The organism is Stenotrophomonas sp. 86156_Sma (assembly GCF_056481625.1).
Genome location: NZ_CM151157.1, coordinates 4,182,450 through 4,197,177, shown reverse-complemented (window position 1 = coordinate 4,197,177; position 14,728 = coordinate 4,182,450). Strand labels below are relative to the sequence as shown.

The window sequence follows — 14,728 nt, the reverse complement described above, 5'->3', positions numbered from 1 at the left end:
GGCGTGGATCTACTGCAGCTGCAGGCCGCTCCGCAGCGCTGGCAGCAGCCATTCAATGAACACCTGCACGCGTTGCGCGCGGTGCTGCCGATGCGGTTGCAACAGGGTCACCGGCAGCGGTTGCGCCACGTGCTGTGGCATCACTTCCACCAAGGTTGGTAGTTTCTGCAGTAGAGCCACCCCATGGGTGGCTGCGGAGGACCAGGCTCAGTCATCCACGCATGGCGTGGATCTACTGCAGCTGCAGGCCGCTCCGCAGCACCGGCAGCAGCCATTCGATGAACACCTGCACGCGTTGCGCGCGGTGCTGCCGATGCGGTTGCAACAGGGTCACCGGCAGCGGTTGCGCCACGTGCTGTGGCATCACTTCCACCAAGGTTGGTAGTTTCTGCAGTAGAGCCACCCCATGGGTGGCTGCGGAGGACCAGGATCAGTCATCCACGCATGGCGTGGATCTACTGATCTGCGCGGCATGCATCTACGCAGGGCGTGGATCTACTGCAGCTGCAGGCCGTTCCGCAGCACCGGCAGCAGCCATTCGATGAACACCTGCACGCGTTGCGCGCGGTGTTGCCGGTGCGGCTGCAGCAAGGTCACCGGTAACGGCTGCGCCACGTACTGCGGCATCACTTCCACCAGCGCACCGGATTGCAGTTCGGCCTGCACGTCGTAGCGCGGAATCTGCAGTAACCCCAGCCCCGCCACGCAGCACGCGATCGAGGCCTCGGCGCTGTTTACCCGTACCCAGCCAGGCATCGGCAGCGTGCGCAGCTGGCCACCGTCCTGCCATTCCCACGGTTCCACCCGCGCCGTGGTCGGCGATGCGTAGTTCACCGCGCGGTGCTGCTGCAGGTCGGCAGGATGCTGCGGTACGCCGTGTTCGCGCAGGTAGGCCGGCGCGGCGACGTTGACGAAGTCGAGCTGGCCCAGTGTGCGCGCCACCAGGCTGGAGTCACCCAACTGACCGACCCGCAGGACCGCATCGCAACCGTCTTCGATCAGGTTCACCGCGCGGTCGGTCATGCCCAGGTCCACTTCCACCTGTGGATGGCGCGCGAAGAAGTCGGGCAACGCCGGGGCAATGATGCGGCGGCCGATGCGGCTGGGCACGTCGATCTTCAGCAGGCCAATCGGTTGCGCGTCATCCTGGCGGAACAGCGATTCGGCGTCTTCAACCTCGGCGATCAGGCGCAGGCAGCGGGCATGGAACACGTCCCCATCATGGGTGGTGGACACCCGACGGGTCGATCGCTGCAGCAGGCGGGTGCCGAGCCGCTGCTCCAGCTCGGCCACCGCCGCGGAAACGGTGGAGCGGGGCAGGCCGAGCTGGTCGGCGGCGCGGGTGAAGCTGGCGCTCTCCACCACCCGGGTGAAGATGCGGAAGCGGTCGATCCGGTCCATTGTTCGCTGACTCTGGAAAGTTAAGTCAATGTAGCGGGCTTTATCCGCATTTTCTGCACGATATCGTCGTCAGGGCAGGGTTGCCACCCCGGGCAGCCCCCTCCTGAGACAAACGCCATGACTGACCATTCCCTCAAGGGCAAGACCGTGCTGATCGCTGGCGGTGCCAAGAACCTGGGCGGGCTGCTGGCCCGCGACTTTGCCAGCCAGGGCGCCAAGGCCATCGTCATCCACTACAACAGTGCCGCCACCCAGGCTGATGCGGAAGCAACGGTCGCCGCCGTGCAGGCCGCTGGCAGCAAGGCGGTGGCGCTGCAGGGCGACCTGACTTCGGCCGCAGCGATGGAGCGCTTGTTCGCCGATGCCGTGGCTGCAGTCGGCCGGCCCGACATCGCCATCAATACCGTCGGCAAAGTGCTGAAGAAGCCGATGCTGGAGATCAGCGAAGCCGAGTACGACGAGATGAGCGCGGTCAATGCGAAGTCCGCGTTCTTCTTCCTCAAGGAAGCCGGTCGAAACGTCAATGACGGCGGTCGCATCTGCACCCTGGTCACCTCGTTGCTGGGCGCGTTCACGCCGTTCTATTCCAGCTACGCCGGTACCAAGGCGCCGGTCGAGCACTTCACCCGTGCGGCGTCGAAGGAGTTCGGTGAGCGCGGCATCTCGGTGACGGCGATCGGCCCCGGTCCGATGGACACGCCGTTCTTCTATCCGGCCGAGAGTGCCGATGCGCAGGCGTATCACAAGACCGCGGCCGCACTGTCGGCATTCACCCGCACTGGCCTGACCGACATCGCCGACATCGTGCCGTGGATCCGCTTCCTGGTCACCGACGGCTGGTGGATGACTGGCCAGACCATCCTGGTCAATGGCGGTTACACCACCAAGTAACGCAGCCACGCAGGGCGTGGCTCTACTGCGGTGGTAGGTGCCAACCTTGGTTGGCACGGATGGCGCATCCACGCATGGCGTGGATCTACAGTAGAGCCCCCCCATGGGGGGGGGGCTGCGCACAATGTCCAAAGGGAGGGGCGCCACGCATGGCGTGGCGCTATCGGATCAGTTGAGTTTGGCCAGCACCGCTTCGGTGGCGGCAGCGGTGCTGACGGCCTGGCCCTTCGCCGCCAGATCGGCGGTGAACACACCATCATCCAGCACGGCGTGCACCGCCGCTTCAACCGCGGTGGCTTCCGCTTCCAGCCCCAGCGAATGGCGCAGCAGCATCGCCGCGCTGAAGATCGTCGCGTATGGGTTGGCGATGCCCTTGCCGGCGATGTCCGGGGCCGAACCGTGGATCGGTTCGTAGATGCCGACCGCACCGGGTTCGCCCAGCGAGGCCGACGGCAGCAGGCCGAGCGAGCCGGCCAGCATCGACGCCTCATCGGTGAGGATGTCGCCGAACATGTTCTCGGTGGCGATCACGTCGTACTCGCGCGGCTTGGCCAGCAGGTGCATCGCCATTGAATCGACCAGCTGGTGCTCCAGCGCAACGTCCGGGAACTCCTCGCGGCCGATGCGCGCGGCCACGTCACGCCACAGGCGCGAGGTTTCCAGCACATTGGCCTTGTCCACCGAGGTGACCTTGCCGCGACGCTGCTGCGCCAGACGGAACGCACTGCGCAGCACGCGCTCGATCTCGGCCACGGTGTAGCGGCACAGATCGCTGGCGCTGTCGGCGTCGTGGGTCTTGTCGCCGAAATAGATGCCACCGGTCAGTTCACGCACCACCACGAAATCCACCCCCTGCAGCAGCTCGGCCTTGATCGGCGAGGCGTGCAGGGCGGCTTCATGGGTACGCACCGGGCGCAGGTTGGCATACAGGCCCAGCGCCTTGCGGATCGCCAGCAGGCCCTGCTCCGGGCGCACCTTGGCATTCGGGTCGGACCACTTCGGGCCGCCGACTGCACCCAGCAGTACGGCGTTGGCGGCCTGGCAGGCGGTCAACGTAGAGGCGGGCAATGGCTCGCCATGGCGATCGATGGCGACGCCACCGATGTCGTGCTCGCTGAAGGTGAAGGTGTGGTTGAAGCGTTCGGCGACGGCCTTCAGGACGGCGACTGCCGCGGCGGCCACTTCCGGGCCAATGCCATCACCGGGCAGGACAACAATTTCAGCGTGCATGCTCACTCTCGTAACGTTCGATTTCAGGGACACGGCCCAACAGATACCCCAACTGGTCGACACCTTCCAGCAGGCAGGTCTGCGAGAAGCCATCCAGCGGGAAGGAATAGACGCGGCCGTCAGGCGTGCGCAGCTCGCGCGCGGCGACGTCGATGGTCAGTTCATCGTCCGGGCGCTGCATCAGCGCCTGTACGTCGGGCTCGTCCAGCACGATCGGCAGCAGGCCATTCTTCAGCGAGTTGCCGCGGAAGATGTCGGCGATCTCGCTGCTGACGATGGCACGCAGGCCGAGGTCGGTCAGCGCCCATGGTGCATGCTCGCGCGAGGAACCGCAGCCGAAGTTGCGGCCCGCCAGCAGGATGCTGCGGCCGGCGTTGTGTGACTGGTTGAAGGCGAAGTCGGCCACCGGGGAACCGTCGGCCTGCCAGCGCCAGTCATTGAACGCGTTGCGGCCGAGGCCGGCGCGTTCGGTGGTGGACAGGAACCGGGCCGGGATGATCTGGTCGGTGTCGATGTTGGTCTGGCGCAGCACCACGCTGGCCGAGGTCAGGGTACGGAAACCGGCCATCACGCCACCTCCTGTGCGAACAGGTCGCGGGTATCGGCAACGTGCCCGTTCACTGCGGCCCACGCGGCGCTCATCGGTGAGGCCAGCAGCGTGCGCGAACCGGGACCCTGGCGGCCCTCGAAATTGCGGTTGCTGGTGCTCACGGCCAGCTGGCCAGGCGCAACCAGATCGCCGTTCATGGCGATGCACATCGAACAGCCCGGCTCGCGCCATTCGGCACCGGCCGCGCGTACGATCTCATGGATACCTTCGGCCTCGGCCTCGCGCTTGACGATTTCCGAGCCCGGCACCACCAGCATGCGCACCCGCTCGGCGACGCGGCGACCGCGCAGGACCTGCGCCACTTCGCGCATGTCGCTCAGGCGGCCATTGGTGCACGAACCGACGAACACCACATCCACCGGCGTACCCGCCAGCGCCTTGCCGGCCTGGAAGTGCATGTAGTCCAGGCCCTTCTGTGCGGCGGCATCATTGGCCGCTGGAATCGGCGCATCCACCGCGATGGCGGTGCCCGGGTGGGTGCCCCAGGTCAGGGTGGGGCGGATATCGGCGGCGTCGATGTGCACCTCGTTGTCGAAGCGTGCGCCTTCATCGCTGCGCAGCTGCTGCCAGCGTGCCACGGCAGCGTCGAAGTCGGCGCGCTTGGGACCACGCGGGGTCGCGGCGACGAAGTCGAAGGTGACCTGGTCCGGCGCCACCATGCCGGCGCGTGCGCCGGCCTCGATCGACATGTTGCACAGGGTCATGCGCTGTTCCATGTCCATCGCTTCGATGGTGCTGCCACGGAACTCGATCACGTGGCCGGTGCCACCGTTGACGCCGATCACGCCGATGATGTGCAGCACCACATCCTTGGCACCGACGCCCGGCGCCAGGACGCCATCGACGGTGATTGCCAGGGTCTTGGCCTTGCGCTGCAGCAGGCATTGCGTGGCCAGCACGTGGCCGACCTCGCTGGTACCGATGCCGAACGCCAGCGAACCGAACGCACCATGGGTGGAGGTGTGGCTGTCGCCGCAGACGATGGTCATGCCGGGCTGGGTGAAGCCCTGCTCGGGCGCGATCACGTGGACGATGCCGCGGTTGTCCGAAGCCATGTCGAACAGCTCGATGCCGTGCTCTGCGCAGTTGCGTGCCAGCGTGGCGACCTGTGCCTCGGACGCCGCGCTGGCGTAGGGCAGCGTGCCATCGGCGGCAGCCGGCAGGGTCGGCGTGGAGTGGTCCATCGTCGCCTTGGTGCGATCCGGGCGGCGTGGCGACAGGCCGCGCTCGCGCAGTTCGGTGAACGCCTGCGGCGAGGTCACCTCGTGGATCAGGTGCAGGTCGATGTACAGCACGGCGGGCGCGCTGTCGGATTCAGGGACAACCACGTGGGCGTCCCACAGTTTGTCGTACAGGGTGCGGGGTGCGGAAGTCATGCGTGTGCCTGGCAGAAGTACGAAGGTGCGGACATCAGGAAAGATAGCGAAAAGGTCATGTCAGCGGCGGCGAGCGAGCACCCGCAACCGCACGTAGTCGGCCAGCGGCTGGCCGGCGGCATTGCGCGGCAGCTCGGCCAGCAATGCGGTGGCGGCCTCGCGCACGGTGGCGCGTGCCTCGGCTGACAGGTCGTCCAGCAGCGGTGCGGCGAATACCCGCAGCCAGCCGGCCACGCCGGTCGGCAGTGCGGTCGGTCGCGGCGTGCACTCGATCAGCTGCACCTGGAAGCCATGCTGGCGCAGGCGGTCGGCGTAGGCATCGGCAGTGGGGAAGTACCACTGGAATGCGCTGGCGCCGTGGCCATGGGCCGCGCGTGCAGCCTGCACCGCCGCGATGATCGTGGCCACGTTGCCATGGCCGCCGAACTCGGCAACGAAGCGGCCGCCCGGGCGCAGTGCGCGGCGCACACCTTCCAGCACATGGTCGGGGTTACCCATCCAATGCAGTGCCGCATTGCTGAACACCGCATCGAACTCGCTGTCGAACGACAGCGCGTGGCCATCCATCACCTGCGCATCGACGCCGCGCGCACGCGCGGCGATCACCAGCTCCGGCGAGGCATCCACGCCGTGGATGTGCGCGCCGCTGAGCGCCAGCTCAGTGCTGAGCACGCCATCGCCACAGCCCAGGTCGAGGATGCGTTCACCGGCGCGCGGGTCGAGCAGGCGCGATACCGCGCCGCCGAGCAGCGGCACGAAGCCGGCGTCGATCGCATAATCCTGGGCGTTCCACTGCTGGCCAGCGGCGCTGGTCGGGGTGGGGGTGTCGAAGGCGCTCATGGCGGGGTCCTCAGGCGGTGGCGGGGGTGGCAACGTCGGTGTTGCTGTGGGCGGCAGCCTGGCGCTGGCGCAGCAGGCGGTTGGCCACATCCAGCCAGGCCAGCGCGGAGGCTTCGATGATGTCCTTGCTGGTGCCGGTGCCGTCGTACTCCACGCCCTCGTGGCGCACGCTCAGATTGGCTTCGCCGCGCGCATCGGCGCCGATGCCGACGCTGTGCACGTGGTAGCTGTCCAGCATCAGCTGCACGCCGGTAGCGGCCGACAGCGCGCCGAACAGCGCATCGACCGGGCCATCGCCCTGCGCGGTCTCGGCCACGCGGTTGCCGTCCGGGTCGGACAGTTCGACCAGTGCATTGGCGCGGCTGCCGACGTCGCTGATGGTCATCGACGCCAGGCGATAGCCCTGCGCGTTGGAGCCACCCTGCATCAGCGTCTGCAGGTCGGCATCGGTGACCACGCGCTGCTGTTCGCACAGGCCCTTGAACTGCTCGAACACCAGCTTCAGTTCGTCTTCGTCCAGCCAGAAGCCCAGCGCACGCAGGCGCGCTTCGACGGCGGCGCGGCCACTGTGGCGGCCCAGCACCATCTGCGAATCCTCCCAGCCCACGTCTTCCGGACGCATGATTTCGTAGGTGCCGCGGTGGCGCAGCATGCCGTGCTGGTGGATGCCCGATTCGTGGGCGAAGGCATTGGCACCGACGATGGCCTTGTTGCGCTGTACCGGCATGCCGACCAGGCGCTGCAACAGCTGCGAGGTGCCGACGATGCGCGGGGTGTTGATCGAACTGTCCTGTTCGTAGAAGGCCTGGCGCACCTTCAGCACCATCGCGATCTCTTCCAGCGAGCAGTTGCCGGCGCGCTCGCCGATGCCGTTGATGGTGCACTCGACCTGGCGCGCGCCGCCTTCGATGGCGGCCAGCGAGTTGGCCACGGCCAGGCCCAGGTCGTTGTGGCAGTGCGCGCTGAAGATCACATTGGCGGCATTCGGCACGTCGGCGACGCCGGCGATGACCTGCTGGAACATCGCGCGGATCTCTTCCGGCGTGGTGAAGCCGACGGTGTCGGGCAGGTTGATGGTGGTGGCGCCGGCAGCGATGGCCACGCGCGCGACTTCGATCAGGTAGTCCAGCTCGGTGCGGGTGGCATCCTCGGCCGAGAATTCGACATCGTCGATATAGGACCGGGCCAGCGATACGTGCTTGCGTACCGACTCCAGTACCTGCTCGCGGGTCATCCGCAGCTTGTGCTCGCGGTGCAGCGGGCTGGTCGACAGGAACACGTGCAGGCGCGGGTTGGCAGCGGCCTCCAGCGCACGTGCGGAGGTTTCGATGTCGGCCTGCAGGCAGCGCGACAGCACCGCCAGGGTCAGGCTCGGGCGGCGCAGTTCGCGGCCGATCAGTGCCATCGCCTCACGGTCGGACTGCGAGCTGGCCGGGAAGCCGGTCTCGATGATGTCCACGCCCAGTTCGTCCAGCGCACGCGCCATCACCAGCTTCTGCGGCGGGCTCATGCTGCAGCCGGGGGACTGCTCGCCGTCACGCAGGGTGGTGTCGAAGATGCGGATGCGCGGGGTGGTAATTCGTTCGATGGTGGTCACAGGGAAATCTCCTCGACAGCGGGTGCGACGGCTTGCAGGGGGGAAGGGGAAGAGGTGGGGGAAGCGATGGCGCTGGCCTTGGCGGGCGAGCGCGGTGTTTCGCTGCGCCGTCGCCGTGGTTTGCGTGGCGGGCGCGGGCGGATGTCGGTGAGCAGGCCGGCCAGGACGCCGGCATCGATGTTGCCGCCGGAGACCACCGCACACTTGCGGCGGCCGGCGACGCGGCGGCCGGCGGCCAGCGCCAGCGCACCGGCGCCCTCGGCGATGATGTGTTCTTCCAGTGCCAGGCGGACCAGGGTTTCGCGCAGTTCGGCTTCGCGCACGATCACCACGTCGTCCAGCAGCGAGGTGCACAGGCGGCGGGTCAGGAAGCCGGGAATCTTCACCCGCACGCCGTCGGCCAGCGAAGCAACGGGGGCGATCTCGCGCACGTCACCGCGGATCGCGCGGGCCATCGAATCGACGCCTTCCACCTGCGCGCCAACGACGCGGACGCCCTGCGATTTCAGTGCCAACGCAACGCCGGAGGCCAGCCCGCCGCCGCCGATCGGCACGATCACCACGTCCGGCGCGTGTGCGGCCAGCTCAATGCCGACCGTGCCCTGGCCGGCGATCACGTCGGCATCGTCGAACGCGGACAGGAAGCGGTAGCCGTGGCGTTGTGCCAGTTCGACCGCGAAGGCGTAGGCCTCGTCATAGCTGGTGCCGTGCTGGCGCACGGTCGCGCCCCAGTGGGCGACGCCGGCGATCTTGGTGGCGGGTGCGCCGTGCGGCATCACGGTGATGGCCGGCACGTCCAGGCGGTAGGCCGCCCACGCCACGCCCTGGGCATGGTTGCCGGCCGAGGCGCAGATCACTGGCCGGGTATCGCCGCGCTCGCGGCCGGCCAGCAGCGCATTCAATGCGCCGCGTACCTTGTAGGAACCGGTGCGCTGCAGGTTCTCCAGCTTCAGCCAGGTACCGAAGCGTTCGGCATGGTGCAGCGGGGTGGGCGGCAGGAAGCGGCGCAGACGAGCCTGCGCCGCCAGTACGTCGGCGACGCTTACGTCGCCGACATCGCTTTCCTGGCTGGTGTCAGCGGCCGGCATGGGCCACCAGCGCAGTGCAGAAGACCGCCGCATGCGGGCGCGGGCGGCGAAGAAGACGCCTCCGTACCGGCACCGTGGTCGCTACGGTACGGGTGTTCATACGGATGCTCCTTCCACGGCGGTGACCTGCACGGACACGCAGTCGTAGATCTTCTCGATCTGCCGGCACAGCGTTTCCGCCGGACGCTGGCCATCCACCACCAGCTGCAGGTGCCAGCGGCCATCGTCGGCGGCCACCGGCGCACCACTGATCGCACGCGGCGCGAAGCCACGGCGTTCGGCCATGCCGATCACGCGCAGCAGCGCGCCTTCGGCCGGGTGCAGCACCAGGTCAAGCCGGTATTGCATTGGGGGTCTCCTGGCGGGCGTGGGCGGGATTGCTTTCCAGCATCGTGCTGTTGGCGGTGTTCGGCGGCACCAGCGGCCACACGTTGGCGCGCGCATCGATGGCCACGTGCAGCAGTGCCGGGCCCGGTTCGGTCAGCAGCGCGGCCAGGCCGCCTTCCACGTCGTCGCGGTTGTCGATGCGGGTGGCGGCGATGCCGAACACCTGTGCCAGTGCCACGAAGTCCGGGTTGTCGGACAGGTCGATCTCGCTGTAACGCTCGGCGAAGAACAGCTCCTGCCACTGCCGCACCATGCCCAGCGAACTGTTGTCCAGCAGCACGATCTTCACCGGCAGGCGGCAACGCGCGATGGTGGCCAGCTCCTGCACGTTCATCATGAAGCTGCCGTCGCCGGAGACCAGCACCACGGTGCGCTCGGGGCATGCGAACTGCGCACCCATCGCGGCCGGCAGGCCGAAGCCCATGGTGCCCAGCGCGCCACTGGTCAGATGATTGCGCGGGTGGTTGAAACGGCAGTGCTGGGCGACCCACATCTGGTGCTGGCCGACATCGCAGGCGATCACTGCATCGGCCGGTGCCAGCTCGCTCAGGCGCTTCAGCAGCGCCGGGGCGTAGATATGCTGGCCGGGGGCGTCGTAACGCGCAGCGAAACGATCACGATGCTGTGCACAGCGCTTGCGCCATGCGTCCTGGTGGGCCTTGGGGGAGGGGAAGGCCGCACGCAGGGCGCGGATGGCATGGCCGACGTTGCCGGGCACGGCGACGTCGGCGCTGCGCAGCTTGGAGATCTCGTAGGCGTCGGCGTCGATGTGGACGACGCGGGCGAACGGTGCGAACTCGGCCAGCTTGCCGGTGGCACGGTCATCGAAGCGCGCACCCAGCACCAGCAGCAGGTCGCTTTCCTGCACCGCCATGTTGGCCGCGCGGGTACCGTGCATGCCCAGCATGCCCAGCGACTGCGGGTGGTTGGCCGGCAGTGCACCCAGGCCGCGCAGGGTCATCACGGTGGGGATGGCGCTGGCCTCGACGAAGTCACGCAGGTCCTGCACCGCGTCGCCCAGCGCGATGCCACCACCGGCGTAGACCACCGGCTTTTCGGCGGCTGCCAGTGCGGCGATGGCCTCGGCGATGGCCGCTTCGGCCGGCGCAGGCGGCGGCTCGATGCTGCTCGGCACGTGCGCTGGCAGATGACTGGCATCGGCCAGCTGCACGTCCTTGGGCAGGTCGATCAGCACCGGGCCGGGCCGGCCTTCGCGGGCGATGCGGAACGCATCGGCGACCACGCGCGGCAGGTCATCGACGCTGCGCACCAGCCAGCTGTGCTTGACGATCGGCATCGTCAGGCCGAACACATCCAGTTCCTGGAAGGCGTCGGTGCCCAGCAGCGGCGTGCCGACCTGACCGGTGATGCAGACCATCGGTACCGAATCCAGCATCGCATCGGCAATGCCGGTGACCAGGTTGGAGGCGCCCGGGCCGGAGGTGGCCACGCAGACACCCACCTGGTTGCTGGCGCGGGCAAAACCGTTGGCGGCCAGCGCCGCGCCCTGCTCATGGCGTACCAGGATGTGCTTCAGCGACGAATCCACCAGCGCGTCGTAGAACGGCATGATGGTGCCACCGGGATAGCCGAACAGCGTGCGGACGCCTTCGGCCTCCAGCGCCTGGGTCAGCCAGCGCGCGCCGTTGGGCGGCGCGCTGCGATGTGTCGAAGAGTTCATGGGGGAACCTTGCAAAGCGGGTGGGGGAGGGCCGCGCGGTTACGCGGCCTGTCCTTGCAACCAGACCATCTTGGCGCGCAGTTCCTTGCCTACCTTTTCGATCGGGTGCTCCAGGTCGGCCTGCTTGAACCTGTTGTAGTTCGGCAGGCCCGCTTCGTACTCGGCCACCCAGTTCTTGGTGAAGGTGCCGTCCTGGATGTCCTTCAGCACTTCCTTCATGCGTGCCTTGGTGCCGGCGTCGATCACGCGCGGGCCGCTGACGTAGTCGCCGTACTGCGCGGTCTCGGAGATGAACTCCAGCATGCGCGAGATGCCGCCTTCGTAGAACAGGTCCACGATCAGCTTCAGTTCGTGCAGCACTTCGTAATAGGCGATCTCCGGCTGGTAGCCGGCTTCGACCAGGGTTTCGAAACCGGCCTGCACCAGCGCCGAGGCACCACCGCACAGCACCGCCTGTTCGCCGAACAGATCGGTCTCGGTCTCTTCCTTGAAGGTGGTCTGGATCAGGTTGGCGCGAGCGCCGCCGAGGCCGGCCGCATAGGCCTGCGCGTGCTGCGCAGCCTTGCCGCTGACATCCTGGTAGACCGCCCAGATGCATGGTACGCCGCGCCCGATCTCATACTCACGACGCACCAGCGCACCCGGGCCCTTCGGCGCAACCAGCACCACGTCCAGGTCGGCGCGCGGCTCGATCATGCCGTAGTGCACGTTCAGGCCATGCGCGAACAGCAGGCAGGCGCCCTGCTTCATGTTCGGCGCCAGCACGTCGTTGTAGAGCTTCTTCTGCACCATGTCCGGGGTCAGCACGGCGACCAGGTCGGCGTCTTTCACCGCTTCAGCGGGCGCGATCACGGTGAAGCCATCGGCCTGCGCCTTGGCTTCGGTCGGGCCGCCCGGACGCAGGCCTACCACCACATCGAAGCCGGATTCACGCAGGTTCAGCGCGTGGGCGCGGCCCTGGCTGCCGTAGCCGATGACGGCGATCTTGGTCTGGGGCAGGTCGTTGGTGCTCATGGGGGAGGTTCCTTGCGGTGGGAAGAAAAAAGAACGGCCGGTCGTCGAGGTGACGTGCCGGCCGGTCAGGGGAAAGCGGTGGAGGAGGCGCCGCGCGTTGCACAGGCACAGCCACCACGAGGCGTCGCGGTGGTGCAGGTCCGGGTTGTGCGATCGGCGTTGTGCATGGTGGTTGCGTCTGAAACCAGGTTCTGAAATGAAAAAACCCGCACCGGGGCGGGTGCGGGTTTTTGAAGAGTTCCGGTGTGTTTGTTGCTTACACGCTGGCTCGTCCCGCACCTGTTGGTTGGGTAATAAGTACGAGCACAAGAATCGAACGCAGCGAGGCGGCGCCGATGTCGGCGGCTTCGATGTGGGTTCGCGGTGGCGTGTTGTGATGCAACATGTGATCGAGAGAAACACAGCCGTTTCGGCGCTGTCAACCCTCGTGACGGATTTTTTATCGGTTTCCGCTGCATCCAGCGCAATCGCTTGCGGCACAAGGATGGTTGCCGCTGAAAGTGTTTTGGTGAACCCGAATTCACTCCTTTCAGGGCAGTTTTTGCGCGGAATCCGGCGGATTTTCGCCTTGGTGGGGGCGGACCTTCCGCACCCAGCCCAGGATCAACGTCCATGACCTCTGCCCGATACCGCATGCAGGCCGCAGCGGCGAAGATCGAGGGACCACCCTTCCATCGGAACCCGACCGTGTCCCGACGCCTTGCCCGTTCCCTGCTGGCCGCTGCTCTGCTGGCCGCTGTGCCCGCACTGTCTTCCGCCGCCGACCGCATCACCGGCCACACCTTTGCCACGCGTTCGGAGGTGATCGCCCCGCATGCGATGGCTGCCACTTCACAGCCGCTGGCCACCCAGATCGCGCTGGACGTGATGAAGGGCGGTGGCTCGGCGGTGGACGCGGCGATCGCCGCCAACGCCGCGCTTGGCCTGATGGAGCCGACCGGCAACGGCATCGGCGGCGACCTGTTCGCCATCGTCTGGGACCCGAAGACGCAGAAGCTCTATGGCTACAACGGTTCGGGCCGTTCGCCGAAGTCACTCACCCTGGCCGAGTTCCAGCGCCGTGGCCTGAAGGACATCCCGGCTACCGGCCCGCTCCCGGTCTCCGTGCCCGGCGCAGTCGATGGCTGGTTCGCGCTGCACGACCGCTTCGGCCGCAAGCCGATGGCCGACAACCTGGCGCCGGCGATCCGCTACGCCCGCGAGGGCCATCCGGTGGCCGAGGTGATCGCCTACTACTGGGACCGCTCGGTGCCCAAGCTGTCGCAGTACCCGGGCTTCAAGGAACAGTTCACGATCAACGGCCACGCCCCGCGCAAGGGTGAGATGTGGAAGAACCCGAACCTGGCCAACACCCTGCAGCAGATTGCCGACGGCGGCCGCGATGCCTTCTACAAGGGCGATATCGCCCGCACCATCGGCGACTATTTCAAGGCCAACGGTGGCTACCTGAGCTACCAGGACATGGCTGACCACCACGGTGAGTGGGTCGAACCGGTCAGCAGCAACTACCGTGGCTACGACGTGTGGGAGCTGCCGCCGAACAGCCAGGGCATCGCCGCGCTGCAGATCCTCAACGTGCTGGAAGGCTACGACTTCTCGAAGATTCCCTTCGGTTCACCGGAGCATGTGCACCTGTTCGTTGAAGCGAAGAAGCTGGCCTTCGCCGATCGCGCGCGCTTCTATGCCGACATGGCGTTCCAGCCGGCGCCGGTGCAGAAGCTGATTTCCAAGGACTACGCCGCACAGCGCCGCGCGCTGATTTCCATGGACAAGGCGCTGAAGGAAGTGCAGCCGGGCACGCCGAAGCAGCTGGAAGAAGGCGACACCATCTACATGACCGTGGCCGACGCCGACGGCATGATGGTGTCGCTGATCCAGTCCAACTACCGCGGCATGGGCAGCGGTATGGCGCCGCCGGGGCTGGGCTTCATCCTGCAGGATCGTGGCGAGATGTTCGTGCTGCAGAAGAACCATCCCAACGGCTACGCACCGGGCAAGCGCCCGTTCCAGACGATCATCCCGGCGTTCATCACCAAGGGCGGCAAGCCGTATGCCAGCTTCGGCGTGATGGGCGGCGCGATGCAGCCGCAGGGCCACGCGCAGATCGTGATGAACCTGGTGGATTTCGGCATGAACCTGCAGGAAGCCGGTGATGCGCCGCGCATCCAGCACGAAGGCTCGACTGAACCGACAGGTCAGGCCACGGCGATGACCGACGGTGGTGAAGTGAATCTGGAAACCGGCTTCCCGTATGAAACGGTGCGTGCGTTGATGCGCAAGGGGCATCGCATCGTGTTCGCCGATGGTCCGTATGGCGGGTATCAGGCGATCATGCGTGATCCGGAATCCGGCGTTTACTACGGTGCGTCTGAGAGTCGAAAGGATGGGCAGGCGGCGGGGTATTGAGGTTTCCCGGCCACCGGGCGCAGCCCCCTCCGCGGTGATGGTTCGTGGAAGCGGGATCATGTGATTGGGCCGGGCGGGTGGGCTGGTCGGGGGACGCCGTGAATCCGTCCCTGGAGGCTTGGCCGCGGCATCCATGCCGCGGACACCCCCGCCCAGCCCACCCGCCCGGCCACGGATAGTTTCCGTGTCCATCACCGCAGGAAAAGA

General features: G+C 67.2%; 14 protein-coding genes and 1 pseudogene. 3 read left to right on the top strand and 12 right to left on the bottom strand.

Features of this window, described 5'->3' with window-relative positions; translation table 11 throughout:
* Positions 1-9: 9 nt before the first annotated feature.
* The 3 genes and pseudogenes from ACZK33_RS19455 to ACZK33_RS19445 form a co-directional block, all read right to left on the bottom strand.
* Positions 10-153 (bottom strand): annotated as a pseudogene (locus ACZK33_RS19455) (LysR family transcriptional regulator); the annotation flags it as partial.
* Between the two features lie 79 nt (positions 154-232).
* Complete coding sequence (locus tag ACZK33_RS19450) at positions 233-364, bottom strand: hypothetical protein (protein WP_440862312.1); 132 nt, start codon at positions 362-364, stop codon at positions 233-235.
* Positions 365-495: 131 nt separating this feature from the next.
* Positions 496-1,401 carry a LysR family transcriptional regulator gene (locus ACZK33_RS19445; protein WP_423175204.1) on the bottom strand — a complete coding sequence of 302 codons (906 nt, stop codon included), beginning with the start codon at positions 1,399-1,401 and terminating at the stop codon, positions 496-498.
* A 117-nt stretch (positions 1,402-1,518) separates the two neighbouring features.
* Here ACZK33_RS19445 and ACZK33_RS19440 point away from each other — a divergent pair, with 117 nt between their 5' ends.
* Complete coding sequence (locus ACZK33_RS19440; protein ID WP_012512043.1) at positions 1,519-2,292, top strand: SDR family oxidoreductase; 774 nt, start codon at positions 1,519-1,521, stop codon at positions 2,290-2,292.
* A gap of 168 nt (positions 2,293-2,460) precedes the next feature.
* Here ACZK33_RS19440 and leuB read toward each other — a convergent pair whose 3' ends face one another.
* The 9 genes from leuB to ilvC all read right to left on the bottom strand — a co-directional run bounded on the left by leuB (position 2,461) and on the right by ilvC (position 12,115).
* Complete coding sequence (leuB, locus tag ACZK33_RS19435; RefSeq protein ID WP_423175203.1) at positions 2,461-3,522, bottom strand: 3-isopropylmalate dehydrogenase; 1,062 nt, start codon at positions 3,520-3,522, stop codon at positions 2,461-2,463.
* Positions 3,512-4,090 carry a 3-isopropylmalate dehydratase small subunit gene (leuD, locus tag ACZK33_RS19430; protein WP_423175202.1) on the bottom strand — a complete coding sequence of 193 codons (579 nt, stop codon included), beginning with the start codon at positions 4,088-4,090 and terminating at the stop codon, positions 3,512-3,514. Before leuD ends, leuB begins: the two co-directional genes overlap by 11 nt.
* On the bottom strand, positions 4,090-5,508 hold the full coding sequence (leuC, locus tag ACZK33_RS19425; RefSeq protein ID WP_423175201.1) for a 3-isopropylmalate dehydratase large subunit: 1,419 nt from the start codon (positions 5,506-5,508) through the stop codon (positions 4,090-4,092). The genes leuD and leuC overlap by 1 nt, the downstream gene beginning before the upstream one ends.
* A 60-nt stretch (positions 5,509-5,568) precedes the next feature.
* Positions 5,569-6,348, bottom strand: coding sequence for a class I SAM-dependent methyltransferase (locus tag ACZK33_RS19420; protein ID WP_423175200.1), 780 nt, complete (start codon positions 6,346-6,348; stop codon positions 5,569-5,571).
* Positions 6,349-6,358: 10 nt separating this feature from the next.
* A complete protein-coding gene (locus tag ACZK33_RS19415) occupies positions 6,359-7,945 on the bottom strand; it encodes a 2-isopropylmalate synthase (protein WP_032130450.1) in 1,587 nt (528 codons plus the stop codon).
* Positions 7,942-9,033: a threonine dehydratase gene (locus ACZK33_RS19410; RefSeq protein WP_032130451.1), complete on the bottom strand. Its 1,092-nt coding sequence runs from the start codon at positions 9,031-9,033 to the stop codon at positions 7,942-7,944. The genes ACZK33_RS19415 and ACZK33_RS19410 overlap by 4 nt, the downstream gene beginning before the upstream one ends.
* A 96-nt stretch (positions 9,034-9,129) precedes the next feature.
* A complete protein-coding gene (locus ACZK33_RS19405; RefSeq protein WP_014038403.1) occupies positions 9,130-9,381 on the bottom strand; it encodes an ACT domain-containing protein in 252 nt (83 codons plus the stop codon).
* Positions 9,365-11,101 (bottom strand): acetolactate synthase 2 catalytic subunit, encoded by a 1,737-nt coding sequence (gene ilvG, locus ACZK33_RS19400; protein ID WP_423175199.1) that lies wholly within the window; start codon positions 11,099-11,101, stop codon positions 9,365-9,367. Before ilvG ends, ACZK33_RS19405 begins: the two co-directional genes overlap by 17 nt.
* 39 nt (positions 11,102-11,140) lie before the next feature.
* A complete protein-coding gene (gene ilvC / locus ACZK33_RS19395) occupies positions 11,141-12,115 on the bottom strand; it encodes a ketol-acid reductoisomerase (RefSeq protein WP_032130453.1) in 975 nt (324 codons plus the stop codon).
* Positions 12,116-12,311: 196 nt separating this feature from the next.
* Here ilvC and ACZK33_RS19390 point away from each other — a divergent pair, with 196 nt between their 5' ends.
* Positions 12,312-12,731: a hypothetical protein gene (locus ACZK33_RS19390; protein ID WP_423175198.1), complete on the top strand. Its 420-nt coding sequence runs from the start codon at positions 12,312-12,314 to the stop codon at positions 12,729-12,731.
* Positions 12,728-14,521 carry a gamma-glutamyltransferase gene (gene ggt / locus ACZK33_RS19385; RefSeq protein WP_423175197.1) on the top strand — a complete coding sequence of 598 codons (1,794 nt, stop codon included), beginning with the start codon at positions 12,728-12,730 and terminating at the stop codon, positions 14,519-14,521. The genes ACZK33_RS19390 and ggt overlap by 4 nt, the downstream gene beginning before the upstream one ends.
* The last annotated feature ends 207 nt before the right edge of the window (positions 14,522-14,728 follow it).

Bases quoted from the DNA above. Each gene is read 5' to 3' on its own strand.
- ACZK33_RS19450 (WP_440862312.1), bottom strand. From the start codon at position 364: ATGCCACAGCACGTGGCGCAACCGCTGCCGGTGACCCTGTTGCAACCG.
- ACZK33_RS19445 (WP_423175204.1), bottom strand. From the start codon at position 1,401: ATGGACCGGATCGACCGCTTCCGCATCTTCACCCGGGTGGTGGAGAGC.
- ACZK33_RS19440 (WP_012512043.1), top strand. From the start codon at position 1,519: ATGACTGACCATTCCCTCAAGGGCAAGACCGTGCTGATCGCTGGCGGT.
- leuB (WP_423175203.1), bottom strand. From the start codon at position 3,522: ATGCACGCTGAAATTGTTGTCCTGCCCGGTGATGGCATTGGCCCGGAA.
- leuD (WP_423175202.1), bottom strand. From the start codon at position 4,090: ATGGCCGGTTTCCGTACCCTGACCTCGGCCAGCGTGGTGCTGCGCCAG.
- leuC (WP_423175201.1), bottom strand. From the start codon at position 5,508: ATGACTTCCGCACCCCGCACCCTGTACGACAAACTGTGGGACGCCCAC.
- ACZK33_RS19420 (WP_423175200.1), bottom strand. From the start codon at position 6,348: ATGAGCGCCTTCGACACCCCCACCCCGACCAGCGCCGCTGGCCAGCAG.
- ACZK33_RS19410 (WP_032130451.1), bottom strand. From the start codon at position 9,033: ATGCCGGCCGCTGACACCAGCCAGGAAAGCGATGTCGGCGACGTAAGC.
- ACZK33_RS19405 (WP_014038403.1), bottom strand. From the start codon at position 9,381: ATGCAATACCGGCTTGACCTGGTGCTGCACCCGGCCGAAGGCGCGCTG.
- ilvG (WP_423175199.1), bottom strand. From the start codon at position 11,101: ATGAACTCTTCGACACATCGCAGCGCGCCGCCCAACGGCGCGCGCTGG.
- ilvC (WP_032130453.1), bottom strand. From the start codon at position 12,115: ATGAGCACCAACGACCTGCCCCAGACCAAGATCGCCGTCATCGGCTAC.
- ACZK33_RS19390 (WP_423175198.1), top strand. From the start codon at position 12,312: ATGAAAAAACCCGCACCGGGGCGGGTGCGGGTTTTTGAAGAGTTCCGG.
- ggt (WP_423175197.1), top strand. From the start codon at position 12,728: ATGACCTCTGCCCGATACCGCATGCAGGCCGCAGCGGCGAAGATCGAG.